General features: G+C 63.4%; 17 protein-coding genes. 9 read left to right on the top strand and 8 right to left on the bottom strand.

The window, feature by feature from the left end:
- The first annotated feature begins 471 nt into the window (after positions 1–471).
- On the top strand, positions 472–1,035 hold the full coding sequence (ahpC, locus tag HMPREF1155_RS00625) for an alkyl hydroperoxide reductase subunit C (RefSeq protein ID WP_006362881.1): 564 nt from the start codon (positions 472–474) through the stop codon (positions 1,033–1,035).
- Positions 1,036–1,371: 336 nt separating this feature from the next.
- Here the strand turns inward: ahpC and HMPREF1155_RS00620 are convergent, their stop codons facing one another.
- The 4 genes from HMPREF1155_RS00620 to HMPREF1155_RS00605 form a co-directional block, all read right to left on the bottom strand.
- Entirely contained in the window at positions 1,372–2,076 is a 705-nt protein-coding gene (locus HMPREF1155_RS00620; protein WP_006362879.1) for an LrgB family protein, read from the bottom strand.
- Between the two features lie 5 nt (positions 2,077–2,081).
- The gene (locus HMPREF1155_RS00615; protein WP_039993114.1) at positions 2,082–2,591 is read right to left on the bottom strand and encodes a CidA/LrgA family protein; all 510 of its coding nucleotides are present in this window, start codon (positions 2,589–2,591) and stop codon (positions 2,082–2,084) included.
- Between the two features lie 469 nt (positions 2,592–3,060).
- Entirely contained in the window at positions 3,061–3,789 is a 729-nt protein-coding gene (locus HMPREF1155_RS00610; protein WP_009076350.1) for a B3/4 domain-containing protein, read from the bottom strand.
- A 162-nt stretch (positions 3,790–3,951) separates the two neighbouring features.
- Positions 3,952–4,914 (bottom strand): LysR family transcriptional regulator, encoded by a 963-nt coding sequence (locus tag HMPREF1155_RS00605; RefSeq protein WP_009076141.1) that lies wholly within the window; start codon positions 4,912–4,914, stop codon positions 3,952–3,954.
- 185 nt (positions 4,915–5,099) lie between these two features.
- Here HMPREF1155_RS00605 and HMPREF1155_RS00600 point away from each other — a divergent pair, with 185 nt between their 5' ends.
- Positions 5,100–6,890 carry an FAD-dependent oxidoreductase gene (locus HMPREF1155_RS00600; protein WP_009075981.1) on the top strand — a complete coding sequence of 597 codons (1,791 nt, stop codon included), beginning with the start codon at positions 5,100–5,102 and terminating at the stop codon, positions 6,888–6,890.
- A gap of 314 nt (positions 6,891–7,204) precedes the next feature.
- Here the strand turns inward: HMPREF1155_RS00600 and HMPREF1155_RS00595 are convergent, their stop codons facing one another.
- Positions 7,205–7,501 carry a cupin gene (locus HMPREF1155_RS00595; RefSeq protein ID WP_009076197.1) on the bottom strand — a complete coding sequence of 99 codons (297 nt, stop codon included), beginning with the start codon at positions 7,499–7,501 and terminating at the stop codon, positions 7,205–7,207.
- 386 nt (positions 7,502–7,887) lie between these two features.
- Here HMPREF1155_RS00595 and nifJ point away from each other — a divergent pair, with 386 nt between their 5' ends.
- Positions 7,888–11,439, top strand: coding sequence for a pyruvate:ferredoxin (flavodoxin) oxidoreductase (nifJ, locus tag HMPREF1155_RS00590; RefSeq protein ID WP_009076561.1), 3,552 nt, complete (start codon positions 7,888–7,890; stop codon positions 11,437–11,439).
- 224 nt (positions 11,440–11,663) lie between these two features.
- On the opposite strand, the gene HMPREF1155_RS00585 is transcribed toward nifJ, so the two are convergent.
- Genes HMPREF1155_RS00585 through HMPREF1155_RS00575 form a run of 3 tightly spaced genes read right to left on the bottom strand, consistent with a single transcriptional unit; the run spans position 11,664 to position 14,158 of the window.
- The gene (locus tag HMPREF1155_RS00585; protein ID WP_009076408.1) at positions 11,664–12,506 is read right to left on the bottom strand and encodes an ABC transporter permease; all 843 of its coding nucleotides are present in this window, start codon (positions 12,504–12,506) and stop codon (positions 11,664–11,666) included.
- Positions 12,507–13,253: an ABC transporter permease gene (locus HMPREF1155_RS00580; RefSeq protein ID WP_009076253.1), complete on the bottom strand. Its 747-nt coding sequence runs from the start codon at positions 13,251–13,253 to the stop codon at positions 12,507–12,509. It lies immediately after the preceding gene.
- A gap of 5 nt (positions 13,254–13,258) precedes the next feature.
- Positions 13,259–14,158, bottom strand: a complete 900-nt coding sequence (locus HMPREF1155_RS00575) for an ATP-binding cassette domain-containing protein (protein WP_009076160.1) — start codon at positions 14,156–14,158, stop codon at positions 13,259–13,261.
- Positions 14,159–14,367: 209 nt separating this feature from the next.
- On the opposite strand from HMPREF1155_RS00575, the gene HMPREF1155_RS00570 reads away from it, so the two are divergent.
- The 6 genes from HMPREF1155_RS00570 (at position 14,368) to HMPREF1155_RS00540 (ending at position 22,152) form a co-directional block, all read left to right on the top strand.
- Positions 14,368–15,102 (top strand): response regulator transcription factor, encoded by a 735-nt coding sequence (locus tag HMPREF1155_RS00570; protein WP_238319027.1) that lies wholly within the window; start codon positions 14,368–14,370, stop codon positions 15,100–15,102.
- Complete coding sequence (locus HMPREF1155_RS00565; protein ID WP_009076215.1) at positions 15,077–16,489, top strand: sensor histidine kinase KdpD; 1,413 nt, start codon at positions 15,077–15,079, stop codon at positions 16,487–16,489. The genes HMPREF1155_RS00570 and HMPREF1155_RS00565 overlap by 26 nt, the downstream gene beginning before the upstream one ends.
- A gap of 213 nt (positions 16,490–16,702) precedes the next feature.
- Positions 16,703–17,380 (top strand): TetR/AcrR family transcriptional regulator, encoded by a 678-nt coding sequence (locus HMPREF1155_RS00555; RefSeq protein WP_009076094.1) that lies wholly within the window; start codon positions 16,703–16,705, stop codon positions 17,378–17,380.
- A gap of 146 nt (positions 17,381–17,526) precedes the next feature.
- Positions 17,527–19,305, top strand: a complete 1,779-nt coding sequence (locus HMPREF1155_RS00550; RefSeq protein WP_009076445.1) for an ABC transporter ATP-binding protein — start codon at positions 17,527–17,529, stop codon at positions 19,303–19,305.
- A 9-nt stretch (positions 19,306–19,314) separates the two neighbouring features.
- Complete coding sequence (locus HMPREF1155_RS00545) at positions 19,315–21,060, top strand: ABC transporter ATP-binding protein (protein WP_009076034.1); 1,746 nt, start codon at positions 19,315–19,317, stop codon at positions 21,058–21,060.
- A 180-nt stretch (positions 21,061–21,240) separates the two neighbouring features.
- A complete protein-coding gene (locus tag HMPREF1155_RS00540; protein WP_009076342.1) occupies positions 21,241–22,152 on the top strand; it encodes a DUF975 family protein in 912 nt (303 codons plus the stop codon).
- Positions 22,153–22,328 lie beyond the last annotated feature (176 nt).

Genomic DNA, 22,328 nt, shown 5'->3' with positions numbered 1-22,328 from the left:
ATGGGTGCGAGCGTGGCCGTAATGGCGCCCGTGCGCCGAGTGCAAGCGCGACACGGGGGGAATCGGTGCGCTTGGGGGAATCGGCGCCGGCCATGGGTTATGCGGTCTTGAAATCCCCTTTTTGCTTCGAGATTTCCTTGGGTTCGATCTCGTATCGAACGTAATTATTCTCGAATGAGAATATTATATCGTAAGTGTCGGGTAGAAGGGAATACCTGAATCGCTGCGAATTTCGGCATTCGGGTATGCAGGGATGCGACGGATGCGACGGATGCGGCTTGCCCGGCGCGGTTCCTTGGAAACCAGGCCTATCGAATCCGCCATGCTGAAATCGTGAATTCAGCGCTCACATTTCTTAATGAGATTCATTCCTATTAAAATAACGGCATCCGAAGAGTTCGATCGCTTCGGTATCGAACGTATCCGCACGATGCGTGCGGATACCCGCCATCACGACCTCAAGGAGGATCCATGTCACTCATCGGCAAGGAAGTATCCGATTTTTCCGTCCAGGCCTACCAGAACAATGAATTCAAAACCGTCACCAAGGCCGACACGCTTGGCCATTGGTCGGTGTTCTTCTTCTATCCGGCCGACTTCACCTTCGTCTGCCCGACGGAGCTCGAAGATCTCGCGAATTCATACGACGAGTTCAAAGCCGCCGGTTGCGAAGTGTATTCCGTCTCCTGCGATACCGAGTTCGTCCACATGGCGTGGCACCAGGAATCCAAGGCCATCGGCAAGGTCGACTACCCGATGCTCGCCGACCCGGCGCAGGCGCTTGCACGCGATTTCGAGGTTCTGATCGACGGCGCCGGCCAGGCCGAGCGCGGTGCCTTCATCGTCGACCCCGAGGGCCGCATCCAGTCGTATCAGGTGAACGCCGGCGGCGTCGGCCGCAATGCCGCCGAACTGCTGCGTCTCGTGCGTGCATGCCAGTTCGTCGCCGAGCACGGCGATCAGGTCTGCCCTGCACGCTGGGAGCCGGGCGCCGACACGCTCAAGCCCGGTGCCGATCTGGTGGGTGCTCTGTAGGATTTTCGAACAAGGCTGCGGCTGCAGCGGCATGTACGTTGCAGCCGTTTTCCAGACCGAACGGCGAAGGAGGCCGGCCCCGAAACATTCGGGGCCGGCCTCCTTGTTCATGCGCAACGGCGCTTTCGAATGCAGACAGGGGCTATAGGGCGGGATGCGTGCTGGAGACGGCGCGTTGCGCACCGAGGTCCCTGCGATTCGCTCCGGCTGCATGCGTCAAAGATGGCCAGGCGGCGAGGGTCGCATTCAATGGCCGAGGACCGTTTCCGATGATTCGGCTCGGATGCGCGCTCGGATGCATCCTGCCGGAACGACTGTGCAGGAAGGGGCCTGAGCCTATTGGAAGAGGATATGCGCCGCGATGACGATGGCGGTGGTCATGAGGCCGGACACAGCCAAGGCGACGCCGCTCATGGCTCCTTCGAGCGATCCCATCTCAAGTGCCTTGGTGGTGCCGACGGCATGCGAGCAGGCACCGATGGCGACGCCGGTCGCCACCTTGTCATGCACGCGGAACACCTTCGCCATGATAGGCGAGAAGATGGCGCCAAGAATGCCCGTGATGATGACGGCCGCCACGGTGATCGACGTGATGCCGCCGAGCTCCTGGGACGCCGCGATGGCGATCGGGGTGGTGACCGATTTGGGAATGAACGAAAGCGCAAGGTCGTTGCCGAGCCCGAGCAGGCGGCAGAGCGTATAGGCGCTCACCATGGAGACGATGCTTCCCACCAGACATCCGGCAACGATGGGAATGAAGTGCTCCTTCAATATGCGGCGCTGACGGTAGACGGAGTAGGCGAGGGCGACCGTCGCGGGGCCGAGCATGAACGAGAAGAGCTGGACGCTCGCCTCGAACGAATCCACGGGGATACGCAGGAGGCTCAGCGCGACGATGATGCCGACGAGCGTGACCAGAAGCGGGTTGAGGAGCGGGGTCTTCACCTTCTTATAGAGAAGGACCGAAAGCTCGAAGACGCCGAGGGATATGAGCGTGCCTAGGATGAGGACCGCGGGCAGCGGGAGGTTGAGATCGATCATGGGTCTTACGCCTCGATCTCAAGGCCGGTGCCGTCGGGCGTGCGGACGGCGCGGCGGGCGCGGCGTTCCATCAGGCGCTGGACGGCAATGACGGTGTAGCTCGTGGCCAGAAACACGATGATCGTGGTGGCCACGCAGACGAAGGCGAACTTGAGCGCCTGATCCTCGAGCATGCTGAAACATCCCATGATGCCGACTCCGGCGGGGATGAAGAAGATCGACATGTTGTCGATCAGGTAATCGCAGGCAGCGCCGACGTGCTTGTGCTTGAGCACACGCGTCGCCAAAAGCGTGAGCAGGAGCGCCATGCCGACGATATTGCCGGGCAGGTCTATGGGCAGCGCCTTCGCGACGAGGCATCCGGCTTCGTAGATTCCGACGAGCAGCACGAGCTGAAGGGCGATGAGCGCACCGCGCCGCGTTTTCTTGCGCGCATCCGTGCGGCTGGGAAGGAAGCGTGCGGCCGCCTTTCCGATCATCGTTTTGTCGCGTTCGGCATGCGACTGCTGCGTCATGGAGGAATCAGTCCTTTCGATCGTTTCGCGCGGCACGGATCGCCGCTTCCATCCGAGCGTCTCGATAGTCACGACGGCCGCGCTTCGGAAGGTATCGTTCCGTACGGTGCGGCTTCTCGAACACGGTGCCTTCGCGTCAATCTCGAACAGGTGCTAGGATACTCGTCCCGGGCGTACGGCCCTGACATTCACGTAACCGCCGAATGCCGTACAAGAAACGTTCATGCGGGTCTTCGAGCATCTCCATAATCGCCGGTCCGCGGGCCAGGGGATTTCTATTCCCGCATCACGTCTTTCCTCTATTCGCTCAATTATGCTTCGCTGCCGGCGAGGGCCTGTCTTTTCGAGGGCGCGTAATGGGTCGGCATGCTCGATCCGACGCGGATTCGGTTGCGCCTTCCGTTTCGGAGGTTTTCGTTTCCCGTTTTTCGCGTGGGCAGATGCATGGCGGCCGCTTATAGCGACCGGTCTAGTAGTCGAATTCGATCGCCGGGTCGTCCTTGGTGAGGACGCCGGCGACGACGATGTCGGCGCCCAGGTATTTCTTGGCAAGCATGCAGTATTCGTCGAGCGCGGCTTGAAGATCGCCGATGCGATCGGACTCGATGTTCTCCATGCAGAGCGTCGCCGCGCGGGTGCCGTCGGTGACGGCGGTGCGTTGGCCGTCGCGCCAGTTCATGCAGCGGCATACGGCGCCTTCGGCATCGTAATAGAGCATCTCGCCGGAAAGCGACGGCTCTTCGCGGTCTTCGCCTATGGGAAGGAAGGGGAGCGGTTCTTCGCTCACGCCCAGGTGCAATGCCTCGGCGATGCTGTCGAGGTCTTCCTGGCCGACGGGAAAGGCGTACTTGAGGGAGATGGCGTTTGAGATATCGACCGTCGGGGCGATGCTGCCGACCGGGTTGCCGTTGAGCGTGCGCTTCATGAGGTTCTCCATGCTGCAGCGCGCACCCTTCTTCTTCTTGAACTTGGTGTAGGCGTCGCGCCAGACGGCGACGCAGGGGTTCTGCGAGATGGTGCTGCTGACGAGGTTGCCGTTGGCGATTTCGTTCGCTTCTTTGAGCAGCGCGGCGATTTCCGCCCGCTCGCTATCCGGGACGTCGCCGTCTGCCTTGAAATTGCGGACGATGGCATAGGCGATGCTCGCATCGGGGAAGATGTTCCAGAACGATTCGTCGATGATGATGCTCTTCTTCATGCGCCGCTCCTTGATCGAGGTTTCGTTCCGTTGATTATAGGCGAGAACGCACGCGGGAATTCGCCGGGACCTGTCGCATGCCGCCCATATTCCGCAATCGTCGATGTCCCGGCATACCGGACGCTTCATTATGCTCAACGCCCGATATGCGGCCTGTCGGGCTTATGCGGAGGCGCGCGCCCGCCGTTTCCGGTCGTCTTCCTGCGCCAGCGACCGCATCGTCTCGACGAGCTTCCGAGCGAGGGGATCGTTGAGAAGCGCCGAGCGGTAGATCGCGTAGAAATCGGTTACGAACGGGAGATCGACCAGATTGAACGTGCGGCATTCCTCGCGTCGGTCGAGTCCGAACCGCGGTTTGAGCGTCGTCGGCACCACGCGTACGTCGGCGTCGAATCCGTTGGCGAAATAATCGAAGTGATCGCCCGGCGGCATGGACCTGAGCGTGACGTGCGCTCCGCGTTCGGCGAATCGGTCGGCCACGCCGTCGCGCACGTATCCGGCGTAGATGTCGGGCGGAAGCAGGATAGTGCATCCGTCCAGATCTCGCGCCCGTATGCATGCGCGTTCGAAGAGGGGATTGCCTTCGGTCACCCAAAGCTCGATCGTCTCCTCGCTGATCTTGAAGCCGTCGAACCCGCAGGGGATGGATTCGCTCGTCACGTCTCCGTCCCAATGCTTGCGGCCGCAGACCACGATGTCGTTGTCGTCGTCGGACAGCGCTTCGAGTGTGCTCGATGCGCCGGGCATGGGCGTGATCTCGACGACGATGCGCGGATTCTCGGCAGCGAGAGCCTTGCGAGCGCGATGCACGAGCGTCTCGAGCCATGGCAGGTTGGTCGCGGCGATGCGCACCGAAAGGAAGTTGCCGGCGAGGTCGCGGTATTCGTCGCATACGGTCTTGACGTTTTCGAGCATGCCCGATGCCGTGCGCACGAATCGTCGTCCTATCGGCGTGAGGCGGTACCGTCCCTCGTTGCGCGCGAAGAGGCGGCATCCGAGCTCCGATTCGAGCTCGCCCATGTGCTCGATGAGGGTGGCGCGCGCGACGAACGCCTGTTGGGCGGCGATCGTGCAGTTCAGCTCGCGAGCGAGGATGAGGAACTCCTCGAGGTGCTGCGTGTTCATACGTCCTCCTGCAAGGCGTGCGAAAAAACCTGCGCCTTGTTCGAAAATTCCTGCGTCGAAGCTGATTTTACGTCACGTCTCGAAAAGCGTCTACATCATACGTCCTGTTCAGCATCCCTAGCATTGCATGGTGGGAGCGTCGGCGCCAAAGGGAGGCGCCGGCATGCAAGAACAAGGAGGGACCCATGGATATGGATCGCAGGAATTTCGTCAAGGGCGCCGCGCTCGTAGGCGGTGCCGGCGTGCTTGCCGGACTTGCGGGATGCGCGGCGGGCACGTCCGTCTCGTCCGCATCGGACGAAGCGGCGGACGCACGCGCGGCGTTCGAGGCCGCCGCTGCTCCGATAGATCCCGTCGAACCGCCTGCCAGCTGGGATGAGGAATTCGATATCGTGGTCGTCGGATCGGGCGCGGGCGGCATGAACGCATCCATCCGCCTTGCGCAGGCCGGATATTCCGTCGTCATGCTCGAGCGCAATCCCGAGACCGGCGGCAACTCGCAGCATTCGTCGGTGTTTTCCAACTTCGGCGGGCATTCCCAGGCCGAAGTCGCGCAGTGGGCGTACCCGAGCTATCCCTACGACGTCGACAACATCGTCGAGTTCATGCTCGACTGCCAGCAGATGACGGGCGATCCCGAACTCATGCGCGCGATGGCGGTCGAAGGCCCGAAGTGCATCGACTGGATGAACGAGAAGGCCGGCGCCAAGTGGGTGCCGATGAATCCGTCGCCTGCAGGAAACGGCCTGCTTCAGTGGGAAGGCATGGCGACCGAAACCAACGGCATCAACGTGAACCTCGTTCCCTTGCAGGAGCTTGCGGAGACGGCGAAGGCCGCCGGGGTCGATATCCGCGTGAGCTCTCCGATCGATGCGCTCGTCTACGATGGCGCGCGGGTGGTCGGCGTACGCGTGGCCAAGGGCGATGAGCAGTCGTTCGTCGGCGCCGCGCGGGCCGTCGTGCTCACGGCGGGCGGCATGGAGGTCAATCGCGCGATGATGGCCAAATACTCCGCCACCTGCCTCAGGGGCATCGCGAATATCGCCACGCCTCCGAACGGCACGGGCGAGTGCATCCGCATGGGCCAGGGCGTCGGCGCCGATCTGGCCGGCTACGACTCCACAGGCGCGTTCGACGGCGGCGTGTGGTGGCGCGACTACGAGGAATTCGACACGCAGATGGATTGCCATATCAACAAGGACGGCAACCAGGCGCTGCGCCAGCCGTGGCTGCGCATCAATGTCTACGGCGACCGCGTGCCCTATATCTCCACCTCCGCGCGCAGCTTCCCGTACGTGACCGACGCCCCGCCGTCGTCGGCGGGCCTGTGCGACACGGCCGGCATCGAGATGGCTCAGCCCGGCGGCAAGACCTTCGTCTGCTTCGACTCCAAATACGACCAGCTCGTGACCGATAACTTCTTCGGTCAGGTCATCTGCCGCAAAGCGAAGATCGTCGCGCCGGACGATCCTTTCATCGACCGCGTGCCCGAGGCTCTGCGCGACTGGCATACCGGTTTCAATGCCATGGTGGATGCAGGCGCCATCGTGAAGGCCGATACGATCGAGGAGCTCGAGGCGGCGCTCGGCCTGACGGCGGGCACGCTCGTGGGCGCGGTGAAGAAGTGGAACGACGCCTGCGACGCCGGCGAGGACTATGCGGCATCGTATAAGTATCCGCCTGAGTGGCTGATCAAGATCGACGAGCCGCCCTACTACGGATCGAAGCTGGGCGGCCACGTGTTCGGGTCGAAGTGCGGCCTGCGCGTGAATTCCTCGATGCAGGTCCTTGCCAAGAACGGGTCGGCCATCGAGGGCCTTTATGCGGGCTGGCATACGGCCGGCGGCTCGGCGGGCGACGGCAACGCCGCCGGTAAGCCTCTGACCGGCATGTATGCCGATCTTGGCCTTGCGTTCGTCGGCGGCTACATGGCGGCCGGCGGCATCATGGCCGCCGACGGCAAGGCCGACGCATAGGTTCGTGTCGCATGGATGCATGCATGCGGGCAGGTGTGTCCGAACCTATTGGCAACCGATACGCCCGCCATGGATGATATGTGCGCGAGGGCGGTACATGTTCGCGCATGCATGCAGATGCACGAGACGGGTCGGAAGGCGTTCCGACCCGTCTCTTTCTGCGCATAATGGACGAATTGTCGGCGGTATATCGGCCAGCGCTTCGTCCAGTCGGCTTTTTCGCATGCGCGTCCATGTGCTCGAGGAGCGGTTCTGCACGGCTTCTCTATGGCTTGCTTCCCGGTGCGCTTCTCCGCGCGTGTATGCAGCAAGTCTTATTTCAGCTGGGATTTCACGACCATGAGCTCGGCGTCTTCGATCGCGTGGAGCGCATGGTGCTCGCCGGGAATCATCTTGACGATGTCGCCGGGCTCGATCGGCTCGCTCGTTCCGGCCGCCGTGTCGATGAAATCGACCTTGCCCTTCACGGGCACGACGATGACGTCGGCTTTCGCGAAGTGCTCAGGAATATCCTGGCCGGCAGGGATCACGAGGTGGGTCACCGTGAGGCGTTCTTCCTCGACGAGGTTCTCCCAGAGCTCAGCCTTCGGGTTGCCGTGGATGCAGCGCATGGCGTCTCCTTTCGTTCGTAGGGCTTTGCGAAGAACCTAGCACACGTCCGTCGGCTCATGCGTTGCTGCGGCAACGTATGCCGTCTTTTTCCTTCCAAGCCTTCTGCCGCATCCTTTTATCGGATCCCACGACAGAGCGCGTATGCGCAAGCCATGTGCGCATTGTGTTCCCGAGATGAAGCGTCGAATTCTTCACCTGGGACGACTTCCGCTTGCCGAAAGCTTGCGCAAGGGCCGTCGTCCTTCGTCCCGCATGCGCCCGCTCGCTCGATATGATGGACGGCGCTTCTATGAGAAGTTTCGCGCCCGCGCTTGGTTCGCGGATGCGCGTTCATCTGGTCGCGTTAATACTCGCGACGTACAGAGCGAAGAAGGGGAATTCTCGTATGACCAGAGCTTTCAAATCCATGGACGGCAACACGGCGGCGGCGCATGTGTCCTATGCGTTCACCGAGGTGGCGGGCATCTACCCGATCACCCCGTCGAGCCCCATGGCGGACTTCGTCGACCAGTGGTCGGCGCAGGGCCGCAAGAACATCTTTGGCACCACGGTCAGGGTCGCCGAGATGGAATCCGAGGGCGGTGCGGCGGGCACCGTGCACGGCTCTCTTTCCGCAGGCGCGCTGACCACCACCTACACGGCGTCCCAGGGCCTGCTCCTCATGATTCCGAATATGTATAAGATCGCGGCCGAGCAGCTTCCGGCCGTTTTCCATGTAAGCGCCCGTACCGTGGCCACGCAGGCCCTGAACATCTTCGGCGACCACTCCGACGTCATGTCGTGCCGCCAGACCGGTTTCGGCATGCTGGCCGAAGGCAACGTCCAGGAGGTCATGGATCTCGCCGCCGTCGCGCATCTCGCGGCGATCAAGGGCGGCGTCCCGTTCCTGAACTTCTTCGACGGCTTCCGCACCTCGCATGAGGTGCAGAAGATCGCCGCATGGGACTACGAAGACCTCGCCGATATGTGCGACATGGATGCCGTCCAGGCGTTCCGCGACCATGCGCTCAACCCGGAGCATCCGGCCATGCGCGGCTCGCACGAGAACGGCGACATCTTCTTCCAGCATCGCGAGTCCTGCAACGGCCACTACGACGCGCTCCCGGCGATCGTCGAGAGCTGCATGCAGCAGGTCAACGACAAGATCGGCACGAACTACGACCTCTTCAACTACTATGGCGCGCCGGACGCCGACCGCGTCATCGTGGCCATGGGCTCCATCTGCGACGTGGCCGAAGAGGTCGTCGATTACCTGAACGCGCACGGCGAGAAGGTCGGTCTGGTGAAGGTCCGCCTGTATCGCCCGTTCGTGCCCGAGAAACTGGCCGCCGCCATCCCCGAGACGGTCACCAAGGTCGCCGTCATGGACCGTACCAAGGAGCCTGGCAGCGTCGGCGAGCCTCTGTACTTGGACGTCGTCTGCGGCCTCCATGAGATCGGACGCGCAGGGATCACCATCGTCGGCGGCCGCTACGGCCTGGGTTCCAAGGACACCCCGCCCGCATCGGTCTTCGCCATCTTCGAAGAGCTCAAGAAGGACGCGCCGAAGCGCGAGTTCACGGTCGGCATCGTCGACGACGTGACGAACCTGTCGCTTCCCGAGGATCCCGCGGCCCCCAACACCGCGGCCCCCGACACCATCGAGAGCAAGTTCTGGGGTCTCGGCGGCGACGGCACGGTCGGTGCGAACAAGAACTCCGTCAAGATCATCGGCGACCATACCGACAAATACGTCCAAGCCTACTTCCAGTACGACTCGAAGAAGACCGGCGGCGTGACGATCAGCCATCTGCGCTTCGGCGATTCCCCGATCCGCAGCTCCTACTACATCAACAAGGCCGACTTCGTGGCCTGCCATAATCCTTCGTACGTCACGAAGGGCTTCAAGATGGTGCAGGACGTCAAGCCCGGCGGCGTGTTCATGATCAACTGCCAGTGGACGCCCGAAGAGCTCGAGCATCACCTGAATGCCGAGGCCAAGCGCTATATCGCACGCAACGGCATCCAACTCTACACGATCAACGCGATCGACCTTGCGATCGAGATCGGCATGGGCAAGCGCACCAACACCATCCTTCAGTCGGCATTTTTTTCGCTGGCGAAGGTCCTGCCCGCCGAAGATGCGATCCGCTACATGAAGGACGCGGCCACGAAGTCGTATCTGAAGAAGGGCCAGGACGTCGTCGACATGAACCATCGCGCGATCGATGCGGGCGCCACCGCGTATCGCAAGATCGACGTGCCCGCCTCCTGGGCCGACGCGACGGACGAGCCTGCAGGTTCCGCGCATGCCGGACGCCCCGAGCTCGTGAAGATGGTGACCGAGATCATGGAGCCCATCGGCCTCATGAACGGCGACAGCCTGCCGGTCTCCGCCTTCATGAACCATGTCGACGGCCAGTTCGAAACCGGCGCCGCCGCCTATGAGAAGCGCGGCGTGGCCGTGAACGTGCCGACATGGGATGCATCCACCTGCACCCAGTGCAACATGTGCTCGTACGTCTGCCCGCACGCCACGATCCGTCCGTTCCTCCTCACCGACGAGGAGGCGGATGCGGCACCCGATACCGTCACCGCGATCGATGCCAAGGGCGGCAAGATGCGCGGCATGAAGTACACGCTCGTCGTCTCGCCGCTCGACTGCATGGGCTGCGAGGTCTGCGTGCACCAGTGCCCCACGAACTCCCTTTCCATGTCGCCTATCGCGGTGGAGACGCCCAAGCAGAACGCCTTCGACTACTGCGTGGACAAGGTGTCGCGCAAGCCCGAGTTCGAGGGCATGGGCATCAAGGACAGCCAGTTCAGAAAGCCGCTGCTTGAATTCTCCGGTGCGTGCGCCGGCTGCGCCGAGACATCGTACGCGCGTCTCGTGACCCAGCTCTACGGCGACCGCATGTATGTTGCGAACTCCACCGGCTGCTCGTCCATCTGGGGAAATCCGGCGGCGACCTCGCCGTACACGACCGATGCCGACGGCCGCGGCCCGGCATGGTGCAACTCCCTGTTCGAAGACAACGCCGAATTCGGCATGGGCATGCTGCTCGGCCATGAGGCCGTGCGTAACGGCCAGGTCGAACGTACGCAGGCCATTCTCGCATCCGCTCTGGCCTCCGAATCCCTTAAGGCGGCGGCGCAGGCGTGGCTCGATGCGCGCGACGATGCCGAGGCCAGCAAGGAGACGTCGGCGGCATACATTGCCGAGCTCGAAGCCGAGGTCGAACGCGGCGGCGCGCACGTGCTCGACGCGATGGCCATCCTCGGCCACAAGGACTTCCTGACCAAGAAGTCGGTCTGGATCTTCGGCGGCGACGGCTGGGCCTACGATATCGGCTACGGCGGACTCGACCACGTGCTCGCATCGGGCGAGGACGTCAACATCTTCGTCTTCGACACCGAAGTCTATTCCAATACCGGCGGCCAGGCCTCCAAGGCATCGAACATCGGCCAGGTGGCCCAGTTCGCTGCAGCCGGCAAGGACATCAAGAAGAAGAGCCTGGCTGAAATCGCGATGGCCTACGGCTACGTCTACGTCGCGCAGGTGGCCATGGGCGCCAAGCCCGCCCAGACCATCAAGGCCATCACCGAGGCCGAGGCGTATCCCGGTCCGTCGCTGATCATCGGCTACTCGCCGTGCGAGATGCACTCCATCAAAGGCGGCATGAAGAACGCCCAGGAAGAGATGAAGCGTGCGGTGGACTGCGGCTATTGGAACCTGTACCGCTTCAATCCGGCGGCTCCCGTGGGCAAGAAGTTCACGCTCGACTCCAAGGAGCCGAAGGGCGGCTACCAGGAATTCCTGATGAACGAGGCGCGCTACAGCCGCCTGACGCGCGAGTTCCCCGATCGCGCCCAAGAGCTCTTCGACCGCAACGAGGCGGACGCCATGGCGCGCTGGCAGCATCTGGCCAAGCTCAAGGACCTCTACGCCGAGGTGTAGGGTCGTTCTAGCGTTTCGCGAGGGGACGTTCATACGTGAGAACGAGAGGAGGACGGTTCGCCGTCCTCCTCTCGTATGCGGGGGCGTCCCTATAGTTTCGTCGAATGGGGCGACGGAGAAAAGCCCGCCGAGCGGCGATGCGACGCCGTCCTCCTCGCGCAGCGGCGCGTCGAAAGCCGAAAGCCCATCGGACGATAGCTCCCGCCATCAGCGGCGCGCAGCGGCTAGCTGCCGGCCTTCACGTCGTTTCGCTCGACGATGAGCGAGAATGCGACGACCGCGATCGCGGCGAACGCGATGCAGGAGATGAAGAACGCCGCCAGCTCCGCGCCGGCAAGCCCTCCGCCGCCGGTGCTGTTCGAGGCTATCTGCGGCAGGGAATAGGGAAACGCGATCGCGAACGCCTTCACCTTGAATTTGACGAGGAGGCCCGTTATGCCGCCGGCGAGCGCGATGCCGACGGGAAGCGCGAAATTGCGGATCACGAGCGACACCACGAGCTGCACCGCGACGACCGCGCCTCCGCCGACCCATGTGCACGCCAGGTATCCCAGGTATTCAGGTCCCGGCATGCCGTCGATGCCGATCGCCTTTCCCGCCATGACGAAATACGCTCCGGTCGCGACGAGCCCTATCGCCAGCATCGCCATGCCGACGACAACCTTGCCGAGCGCGATGCGCCAGGCGGCTACGGGCTGGGCTGCGAGCTGGTTCCAATTCCCGCCCGTATGCTCGATCCTCATGAGCCACGAGCTTCCCACGCCGATGAGCGCCGGCAGGAAGAATACGAAGCTGAACAGGGTGTGCTGCGTCCAGAGGTTCTCCCAGCCGGGCGTGAGCATTTCAAGGTTGTTCTGGTAGTTGAAGGTGCCGATGGCGGCGGCGAGCAGGGGAAGAGCGATATAGGCGATCCAAATGGGCGCATGTTTCAGTTTCTCGAGCTCGGCGGCGACGGGAGTGGAGGATACGCGCGCCCCTCGATCGTTTTCGGGATCATGTCCCTGCAAGACGGCGTTCGCCTCTGCGTGCACGTGCATCGCGTGCGGATTCGTCGACGGTGCGTTCATCTAAAGGTCCTTTCTCGCGAACCAGGCGGCAGCTCCTGCAAGCGTGGCCGCGGTCATGCCGGCGAGGATGCCGAGGTAATGCCAGGCGAAGGGTACGAAATAGAAGGTCAAGACCTCAGCATCGCGGTTCCAGTCCATGGCGACGGTCGACAGCGTTCCGAAATACCCGCTTGGAATCAGCAGGGGGAAGGGGGCGGGCAGATAGAGCCCGAAGAGCCCCGCGAGCGCGAGCAGCAATCCGACCGAAAGCGTGATGAACTGGTTTTCCCACTTGAGCGCGATGAATTCGGTCAGGGCCGCCACGCCGAGCGCAGGGACGTACTGCGCGACGAAGAGCGCGGCGAATTCCGATGCGCCGGGGATATCGGGAAAGGCGAACGCATGCACAAGCGCCCCGATGCCTGCCGTCTCAAGCGCGGCGGCGGCGAACAGCACGATCGCGATGCAGGCGAACTTGGCCAGGTAGGCCTGGGATGCGCGCTCGTGGCATAGGAGCTGGTTCCAAGCCCTCGCCTCGTGGTCGACGTCGCAGACGCGCGAAGTCACCACCGTCGCGAGCACCGTGAGGATCATGGCGTTCACGAACGGCGCGCCGAAGAACGCCGAGCGCGCCCCGTTCTCCGCGCCGATACCGTCGTGCGCGGCCGTCGAACCGACCCAGAGCAGCGCGGCGGCCATGCAGGCGAAGGCGATGAGCCAGATATGCTTGCGGCGCAGTTTGGCGAATTCCAATCTCAATGCGGTCATGGCGTCTACGCCTCGCTTCCGGTCAGGCGCAGGAAGATGTCTTCGAGCGCGTCGGCATGCTCCTCCATGCGGATGACGCCGATGCCCGCCTGGGCGAGCGCAAGGGAGGCGCGGGCGCACCAGGCATCGTCGGCACGCGTGGATACGAGCCAATCGCCGTCGTAGGAAAGCCCCGGAACCACCTGTATGGCGCGGTCGTCGTCGGTGGTGCGCAGCGCAATCGTCCGTTTGGCCTGCGCGCGCAGGTCGCCTATGGGGCCCTGCCAGACCATGCGGCCCTTCGCGATGATGCCGACGTGGTCGCTCATCTGATCGATCTCCGAGAGCAAGTGGCTCGAGACAAGCACGGTCACGCCTCGGGTGCGCGGGAGGCTGCGGATGAGCTTTCGCATCTCGTGGATGCCGGCCGGATCGAGCCCGTTGGTGGGTTCGTCGAGCAGCACGAGCCTAGGGCGTCCGAGCAGCGCGGCCGCAAGCCCGAGACGCTGCTTCATGCCGAGCGAGAACTGTCCCGCCCGCTTGCGCCCGACGCCATCGAGCCCGACGGTTTCCAAGGCCTCGTCGATGCTCGAGGCGGGCAGGCCTTTCAGGCGCCGCACGATGTCGAGGTTCTCGCGTGCCGTCAGGTGCGCATAGCATCCGGGAACTTCTATCAGCGATCCGACCTCGCGCAGCGTCTCTATGCGCGTCGCGCGGTCCATCGTGCGGCCGAGCAGCTCCACCTCGCCTTCGGTCGGGGCGGCAAGCCCGAGCATCATCTTCATCGTCGTGGTCTTCCCGGCGCCGTTCGGCCCGAGGAATCCGAAGACGGCCTCTTCAGGCACGTTGAGGTCGATGGAATCAACGACTCGTGCGGTTCCGTAGGTTTTCGTCAGGTTTCGCGTGACGATCGCATTCGCTGCCATGGATTCGATCCTTTCGTCTCATGTCCTTCGCGATGCCTCGAGGATAGGACGCGCGTTTTTCGCAGACCTTTCCGCAGCCTTTCATGAACCTTTCGTTTGCGGGAACCACGAGGTTTCGACCGGAGATCCGCCGTGCAGCGCATACACTGGAGAAGCGAGAAGGCGCGGTCGTTCTCGCATCGGGCGATAGACGATGGAAGGCGTATGGCATGAGGGACGTGCATGAAGCTCGGGTGCTCGTGGTCGAGGACGACCCGGCGCTTGCATCGGTGCTTTCCGACCTGCTCGCGCGTGAGGGATTTCACGATGTGCATGTGGCGGGAACGGTCGCCGATGCGATGGCCGCGTCATCGACCTGGCGGCCCGAGCTCTACGTGCTCGACGTGATGCTTCCCGACGGCAACGGGTTCGACCTGCTTCGGCGCGTGCGCGCGGCATCTGCGGCGCCGGCGCTCTTCCTGTCGGCGCGCGACGAGGACGAAAACCGCCTGAGGGGTTTGGGCCTCGGCGCCGACGATTACGTGGCGAAGCCGTTTCTGCCGGCCGAGCTCATCCTTCGCATGACCGCCGTGCTTCGCCGCAGCTACAACCTGCCCGAACACCAGCCGCCTCTGCATCTGGGCGGCGCTTCGATCGATTTCTCGACCGGGGAGGTCCGGCGCGAGGGAGGGGATGCGGCCATGCTCACCGCGAAGGAGCATGCGCTCCTGAAGCGGCTTGCCGACAGCCGCGGGCTCATCGTCACGTCCGACGAGCTTGCGCGCAGCGTGTATGGCGACGAGTTCGGCAATGCGAATGCGCTTGCGATCCTCGTGCGGCGCCTGAGGGAGAAGATAGAGCACGACCCTTCCGATCCGCGTTGGGTCGTCACGGTGCGCGGGTTGGGATACCGACTGATGAAAGAGACGGAAGAAGAGCATGAATCTCGGAATCCCCGTGCGTGAGAGCGGGCGCATCGTCGCCTTCGCCGTCGTAGCGACCATGGCCGCTCTCGTCGTGAACCTCATCATGGCGGCTGCTGGGATCGTGATGTTCGGCGGATCTTCCGGCCTGAACCCCGACGAACCTTCCGCCGAGCGGGTCGCCGCCGCGCTCGATCGGACGGGCGGCCAGGGGTCGACGTACGTTCTGGCCGACGATGTCGCGGACGCGCTCGATGCTCAGGATGAATGGGCCATGGTCGTCGACGCGGCGGGCGAGGTCGTCTGGTCGAGGAATGTTCCCGATGCCTTGAACCGGCAGTACGGCCTGCAGGACGTCGCGTCGTTCTCGCGATGGTATTTGGATGACTATCCGGTTACCACCTGGGTGTACGAGGATGGCATCATGGTCGTGGGCGCGCCGCCGGATACGATCTGGAAGTATCCGATCTCCTTTCCGGTCGACTCCCTGGGCACCATCCTCGAATTCCTTGCGCTTCTGACGCTCGTCGATTTCGTGCTCGCCGTCGTTGTGGGCGGAGCGTTCGCTCGAAGACGCTGGAAACGCCGCGACGAGGCGCGCACCGAATGGGTCGCCGCCGTGTCGCATGATGTGCGCACGCCTTTGTCGGTCGTGATGGCGGAGGCGTCGGCGCTTGCGGATGCACGCGGGGCGTCCGTCGAAGATCGCCGCCGCGCCGAGCGCATCGTGGGCAAGGCGGGCGAGATGTCGGCGCTCATTTCCGATCTGAATGCGGCGAACCGTCTTCGCTACGCCATGCAGCCCGTCGATGCATCCGACGTGTGCATCGCGGCCGTGGTGCGCGGCGTCGTCGTCGATGCGATGAACGACGAGGAATCGGCACGGATGGAGGCTTCGTCTGCGGCATCGGCGCGCAATCGAGTTGCGGGCGAAACGCTTCGGGAAAGCGCGGCGGATGTTCCGGGCTATTCCCGCGATGCGGACGGCATGGGGGCCGTCGAGGCCGGCGCGCATGCGTTCGAGCTTGCGGTCGAACCCGATGCCGAAGGCGCCGTCGTGCGCGGCAGCGAGAAGCTTCTGCGCCGCATGGTGGCGAACCTCGTCGGCAATGCGGTCAGGCATAATCCGCGCGGCTGCTCCATCGCGGCGAGCGTGCGCGTGAAGCCGGGTATCTTCGGATCGTCGATCGGCATGCGGTGCATCATCGAGATCCGCGACGACGGCGTGGGATTCGGCGCCGATGAGCTTTCGCTCTTGAAGAGGCGTCCCGGTCGCGATATGCCTGAGCACGGCCTGGGGCTCGTCATCGTGCGGCGCATCGCGCACGCCCACGGCGGACGCGCGCGGTTCTTCAACAACGAATCGGGCGGATCCGCCTGCCAGGTCGTGCTCCCGGCGCAGGCGCCATCTCGCAGAAAGAGGTCGTAGCGCGGGCGCGGAACTGCGCCGGAGGATGACGTTTCGCGCCTCGGCGCTCGCGTTCGGCCATGCGAATTCGTCACGGACGGCGGCCGCGGCGCGCGCCGTTCCCAGAGCCGTCCGTCGCGTGCGAGCGCGCTGCTCCGTTTTCGCGCGAGCCACGCGTCTTCGCGAACGGCTACAATACGTGGACATGTTCGCGGCAGAAGGGGGCGGTTCGTCATGACGAGGGGCAGGGTCGCGACGCAATCCAAAGGTTCAGGCGCGCACGGCGCACCGGCCGGAAGCTCGAAGGAACGCATCTTGGATGCGGCGCGCGCCGAATTCCTTGAAAAGGGGTTCCAGGGCGCGTCGATGCGCGCCATCGCGTCTGCGGCCGGCATGACCACGGGCGCCATCTATGGGTATTTCTCCAGCAAGGAGGATCTCTTCGATGCGCTCGTGCGTCCGTTCGCAGACGAGCTGTTCTCGCGCTGCGTGGCGTTCGATTCCGATTTCCAGGGGCGGGCGCCTGAACGCAAGGGCTTCGACGAGATGGTCGCCTACGACCGCGGCGTCCGGCGCGAGCTCATCGAATTCATCCACCGCCATCCCGACGAGGTGCGCCTGATAGAGGAGTGTTCCTCCGGAACGGGCTGGGCCGATTTCCACGAGCGTTTCGTGGAGCTGGAAGTAGACGGCACGATGCGCTACATCGAATCGATGCGGGCGGCGGGCATGGACTATGCGGCCGTGCCCGACGAGGTCATCCGCACGCTTTCCGCATATGCAGTGAAATCGTTCCTCGAAGCCGCTGCGCACGTGTCCGACGTCGAAGAGGCCGTCGCACGCTGCGGCGTCTATGCGGATTTCTTCCATGCAGGCTTCGAGCACATCCTGACCGGAAGATCCTCTTCGTAGGGTTGCGCTCGTGGGAGCGCGATCGCGAAGGCGGCAGGTTCCTCGGGAATCTTCCGCCTTTTCCTTCGCGTAAGAGATAACGATGTTATACTCGTGTGCCGTAAGTCGAGGGAAACTTTTTCGCGCAGCAGGGAAGGACGCATGCGATGGCGAAGGACGAAGAGAAATCCCAGGTGAAAGACAAGCCAACGGACAAGGGGCCGAATCCCGTGGCGCTTCTGCTCGAATGGTCCGAAGAGAACAGGATCCGCTACGCGCTTTCCGTCGTGCTCGCCATCATAGGCGTGGCAGGGTCGGTCGTGCCGTATTTCGCGGCGGGGTCCATGATTAACGGCGTGCTTTCCGGCATGCGCGATTTCGGGTTCTACGTGCAATGGGCGCTCGTCGCGGCGGCAGGGCACACGGTCTATCTCGTGTTCCATAACCTTTCGACCGTGATTTCCCATAAGGCGACGTTCTCGACGATCAGCAAGATCCGCCGGCGCCTGACCGAGAAGCTTGCGCGCGTGGAGATGGGCCATGTGCTCGACACTCCTTCGGGCACGCTCAAGAACGTCATCGTGGAGAAGGCCGACGCCATCGAGACGACGCTCGCGCACGCGGTTCCCGAGCTCACGTCGGGCCTGATCGTGCCTCTTGCCGTCGTCGGATACATCTTCGCCCTCGATTGGCGCATGGGGCTCGTCGCCCTTGCCACGCTGCCTGTAGGCGCATTGTGCTATATGGGGATGATGAGGGATTACGAGACGATGTACGGCGCGTATGTGAGCGCGAACGCGCACATGAACGCGACTGCCGTCGAATACGTCAACGGCATCGAGGTCATCAAGGCGTTCGGGCAAGAGGCGTCGTCGTACGAGAAGTTCGCGAAGGCCGTGCATGACGCCGCTCATTCGGCGATCGATTGGATGGCGAAGGTGCAGATATTCCAGGACGGCGCGATCTCCATCTGGCCTGCGACGCTCGTGACGGTGCTTCCCGTCGGATGCTTCTTCGTGCTCGACGGATCGCTCGCATCGTCCGATCTGGTTCTGATCGCCGTGCTCGCGCTCGGCATCTTCCCTCCGCTGATGGCCTCCATGTCGCTGGCCGACAACCTTGCGCAGATCGGCACCATCGTCGGCGATATATCCAAGGTTCTCGACCTGCCTGATCAGCATCGCTCGATGACGAAGGCCGATCTTTCCGGCAGCCGCATCGAGCTTGCGGGCGTGCGGTTCTCCTACGGGGACGAGGAAGTCATCCATGGGATCGATCTGAGCATCGAGCCGGGAAGCATGGTCGCTCTCGTCGGGCCGTCGGGCTCGGGGAAGTCCACGCTCGGCCGTCTGCTCGCGGGCTTCTGGGACGCCGATGCGGGCATCGTCTCCATCGGCGGCGTTCCGCTCGAAGATATGACGCCCGACCAGCAGGCAGGGCTCATCGCCTACGTTTCTCAGGATAATTATCTGTTCGACGAGACCATCATGGACAACATCCGCATGGGACGTCCCGGGGCGAGCGACGAGGAGGTCGTCGCAATCGCCGAGGCGAGCGGATGCGACGAGTTCATCCGTGGGCTCGACGAGGGGTATCGGACGCGCGTCGGAGGCGCGGGAGGGCATCTGTCGGGCGGCGAGCGCCAGCGCATAGCCATTGCCCGCGCGATGCTCAAGGATGCGCCTATCGTCATCCTCGACGAGGCCACGGCGTACACCGATCCCGAGAACGAGGCGGTCATCGAAGAGGCCGTCGGACGGCTCGTCGCCGGCCGCACGCTCATCGTCATCGCGCATCGCCTGTCCACCATCGTCGGTGCCGACGAGATCGTCGTGGTCGACGACGGCGCCGTGCGCGCTCGGGGCACGCATGCCGAGCTCATGGAGAACTGCCCGCTCTACGCGGACATGTACTGCGCTCACATCAGCGCGAAGGATGCGGCGTAAGGAGGCCATATGCTTAAGACGTTCAGGAAGTATTTCGCCTTCGCCGGAAACTTCTCGCCTTGGATGAAGCGCGGCATGGCGTGGTCGATCGTCAGCTCCTTCTTCGAGGGCATGCAGATGATGGCGCTCGCCATCGTGCTCTTCGCCCTGGCGAACGGCACGCTGTCCGCGGCGACGGCCTGGGAGGCCCTTGCGGCCATGGTCGTCTGCATAGCGGGGACGTTCGTTTCCGCGCACTTCAAGAGCAAGAACTTCTGCTTCGGCAACTACTCGATGGTCGGGGAGAAGCGCGGGCAGGTAGGCGATCGCATGCGATATCTCCCCATGGGGTTTTTCAATGCGAACAGCCTGGGCGAGATCACGTCCACGATGTCGAATACGCTCGATGACGTGCAGAACATCGGCGGCATCGTGTACATGCAGGTCATTTCAGGATTCGTATTCAGCGGCATCGTGACGCTCATGATGCTCGCCTTCGATTGGCGCGTCGGTGCGGTCTGCGTTGCCGCGGGTGCGGCCGTGCTCGCCCTATCCGCGGCCCTGCAGCGCGTCGCGCAGGCGATATCGAGCGAACGCGTCGTGGCCCAGAACGCGTTGGTCGGCGCCGTGCTCGCCTACCTGCAGGGCATTTCCGTCGTGCGCTCGTTCTCGCTCGTCGGCCGCGTCGAGGCGGGGCTCGTCGGCGCGATCGACGAGTGCGAGCGCATGAACTTCCGGACCGAAGTCAAATTCCTCCGGTTCGCCATCGCGCAAGCGCTCGCGACGAAGGCGGCGTCGGTGGCCGTCTGCCTGATGTCCTCGTGGTTCTGGGTTTCGGGGACCATGGATGCAGGATCATGTCTGGTCCTGATCGCATGCTCGTTCATGGTGTTCAGCAAGCTCGAGATATCGGGGCTCTTCTCGAGCCTGCTGCGCCAGATAGACATCCAGATGGATAAGGTGAACGCGATGCTCGCGACTCCCGCGATGCCGGAAGGGTCGTACCGCGTCGGCGGCGAGGCCGATGCCGAAGGGCTTGACGTGGAGCTTTCCCACGTGACGTTCTCGTACGGCGGGCGCGACGTCATCAAGGACGTGAGCCTTTCCATACCTGCGAAGACGACCTGCGCCCTTGTCGGTCCATCGGGTTCGGGCAAGACGACGCTTTCCCAGCTTATCGCGCGCTTCTGGGACGTTGATGCCGGGTGCGTGACGGTCGGAGGGCAGGACGTGCGCTCCTGGGCGCTCGATGATCTTCTGGCGAAGTTCTCGATGGTGTTCCAGAACGTGTATCTGTTCGACGACACGATCGAGAACAACATCAAATTCGGGTCGCCCGCCGCGACGCACGAGCAGGTGGTCGAAGCCGCGCGCCGCGCATGCTGCGACGCGTTCATCTCCGAGCTGCCGGACGGCTACGACACGATGATCGGCGAGGGCGGGGCGCGCCTGTCGGGCGGCGAGCGCCAGCGCATCTCCATCGCCCGCGCGATGCTCAAGGATGCGCCCGTCATCATCCTCGACGAGGCGACCGCCAACGTCGACCCTGAGAACGAACGCGACCTGCAGCGCGCGATCGAGTCGTTGACCCACGACAAGACGGTCATCATGATCGCCCATCGCCTGAAGACGGTGCGTCATGCCGACCAGATCGTCGTGCTGGACGATGGGCGCATCGTCCAACGGGGGACGCATGACGCGCTCATGGGGACGCCGGGCCTCTATGCCGATTTCGTCCGGATGCGCGAGCGCGCCATAGGCTGGCGCATCGCATAGGCGTCCGCATCGCGGCATCCGTTCTGTCGACGGAACCGTCCGCACGCCTATCGCCTCCTTCGCATGTGCGATGCGTTCCTCGTATTAAGGAAGCGTTAAGGTCGCCTTCGGGCTTCGGAAAGATTCGCTTCGTATGCTTGGGGCATCGCAAAGCGTTGGCATTCGGCACTGGAGGCAATCATGTGGACGCGTAGGGACCTGAAGGCCAAGGGAAAGGCGACCTTCAAAGCGAATTATTGGAAGACCGTGTTCGTCGCGCTGATCCTTGCGATCGCTTGCGGCGGAGGCGCCTACTCGGCCGGGGGCATGCCTTCGAATCCCGCGGTGGGAGAATCTCTCATGGCGGATGGCATCACGTCGGTCGGCGCGGTAGAAGACGGCACGGCCGCCGATACGTCGGACGGCGCGGCCGCTGACACGGCTGCTGTCGCGGACGGCGGAACGGCGCGCGAGAACGCTTCGGCATCCGATGCCGACCTGGCATCGACGAACGACGGATCGGCGACGGAGACGACCGACGGCCTGACCGACGAAGAGAGGTCGCTCCTTCTCAGGTCGCTGCTCTATGCAGGCATCATCATAGGCGTCGTGGTCGTGGCCTTCGCCATTCTGCTGCAGGCGTTCGTCGCCAATCCGGTCGAAGTGGGCGTGCGTCGGTTCTTCGTGCGCAACCTGAACGATGCCGCTCGAGTCAAGGAGGTCGCATTCGGCTTCGACCATTCCTACCTCAACATCGTCAAGACCATGATCCTGCGCGACGTCTTCATCTTCCTCTGGACGCTCGTGCTCGTGGTTCCCGGCATCGTGAAGCTCTACCAGTACCGTATGGTTTCATACCTGCTGACCGAGAAGCCCGATATGGCCTGGCGCGAGGCGCTTGACGAGAGCCGTCGCATGATGCAGGGCCAGAAATGGCGCACCTTCGTCCTCGATCTGTCGTTCATCGGCTGGGAAATCCTATCCATCCCGACGTTCGGCCTGCTGAGCGTTCTCTATGTCGAGCCGTACCGCGGCATGACGAACGCCGCCCTCTTCGAGGCGCTGCGCTATGGCGAGGGGATGCCGGCCGCTGCCGAGATTCCGGCGGCCTAAGCCTCTAATGCGTCTTCGGCACCGACGACGATCGATTCGCCGCGTGCGCATGGAGCGTCCCGTGCGGTATGGTGGAAGCCGTCCGCTTCGATAGACGTCGATTGTCTGCAAGCATTCGGAACGTCCCGCGAGTGCGATCGCGGGACGTTCCGTTTCCCCTATCGGATTTCGAGGAG

Source organism: Slackia sp. CM382 (genome assembly GCF_000293015.1).
Lineage (GTDB): Bacteria > Actinomycetota > Coriobacteriia > Coriobacteriales > Eggerthellaceae > Slackia > Slackia exigua.
The sequence above is the reverse complement of the archived record's forward strand: the minus strand, read 5'-3'. Positions and strand labels throughout refer to the sequence as shown.

Excerpts from the sequence above, each read along its gene's own strand:
- HMPREF1155_RS00575 (WP_009076160.1), bottom strand. The coding sequence starts at position 14,158 with ATGGCAGCGAATGCGATCGTCACGCGAAACCTGACGAAAACCTACGGA.
- HMPREF1155_RS00615 (WP_039993114.1), bottom strand. The coding sequence starts at position 2,591 with ATGACGCAGCAGTCGCATGCCGAACGCGACAAAACGATGATCGGAAAG.
- HMPREF1155_RS00610 (WP_009076350.1), bottom strand. The coding sequence starts at position 3,789 with ATGAAGAAGAGCATCATCATCGACGAATCGTTCTGGAACATCTTCCCC.
- HMPREF1155_RS00620 (WP_006362879.1), bottom strand. The coding sequence starts at position 2,076 with ATGATCGATCTCAACCTCCCGCTGCCCGCGGTCCTCATCCTAGGCACG.
- nifJ (WP_009076561.1), top strand. The coding sequence starts at position 7,888 with ATGACCAGAGCTTTCAAATCCATGGACGGCAACACGGCGGCGGCGCAT.
- HMPREF1155_RS00605 (WP_009076141.1), bottom strand. The coding sequence starts at position 4,914 with ATGAACACGCAGCACCTCGAGGAGTTCCTCATCCTCGCTCGCGAGCTG.
- HMPREF1155_RS00550 (WP_009076445.1), top strand. The coding sequence starts at position 17,527 with ATGGCGAAGGACGAAGAGAAATCCCAGGTGAAAGACAAGCCAACGGAC.
- HMPREF1155_RS00595 (WP_009076197.1), bottom strand. The coding sequence starts at position 7,501 with ATGCGCTGCATCCACGGCAACCCGAAGGCTGAGCTCTGGGAGAACCTC.
- HMPREF1155_RS00580 (WP_009076253.1), bottom strand. The coding sequence starts at position 13,253 with ATGACCGCATTGAGATTGGAATTCGCCAAACTGCGCCGCAAGCATATC.
- HMPREF1155_RS00600 (WP_009075981.1), top strand. The coding sequence starts at position 5,100 with ATGGATATGGATCGCAGGAATTTCGTCAAGGGCGCCGCGCTCGTAGGC.
- HMPREF1155_RS00565 (WP_009076215.1), top strand. The coding sequence starts at position 15,077 with ATGAATCTCGGAATCCCCGTGCGTGAGAGCGGGCGCATCGTCGCCTTC.
- HMPREF1155_RS00570 (WP_238319027.1), top strand. The coding sequence starts at position 14,368 with ATGAGGGACGTGCATGAAGCTCGGGTGCTCGTGGTCGAGGACGACCCG.
- ahpC (WP_006362881.1), top strand. The coding sequence starts at position 472 with ATGTCACTCATCGGCAAGGAAGTATCCGATTTTTCCGTCCAGGCCTAC.
- HMPREF1155_RS00585 (WP_009076408.1), bottom strand. The coding sequence starts at position 12,506 with ATGAACGCACCGTCGACGAATCCGCACGCGATGCACGTGCACGCAGAG.
- HMPREF1155_RS00545 (WP_009076034.1), top strand. The coding sequence starts at position 19,315 with ATGCTTAAGACGTTCAGGAAGTATTTCGCCTTCGCCGGAAACTTCTCG.
- HMPREF1155_RS00555 (WP_009076094.1), top strand. The coding sequence starts at position 16,703 with ATGACGAGGGGCAGGGTCGCGACGCAATCCAAAGGTTCAGGCGCGCAC.
- HMPREF1155_RS00540 (WP_009076342.1), top strand. The coding sequence starts at position 21,241 with ATGTGGACGCGTAGGGACCTGAAGGCCAAGGGAAAGGCGACCTTCAAA.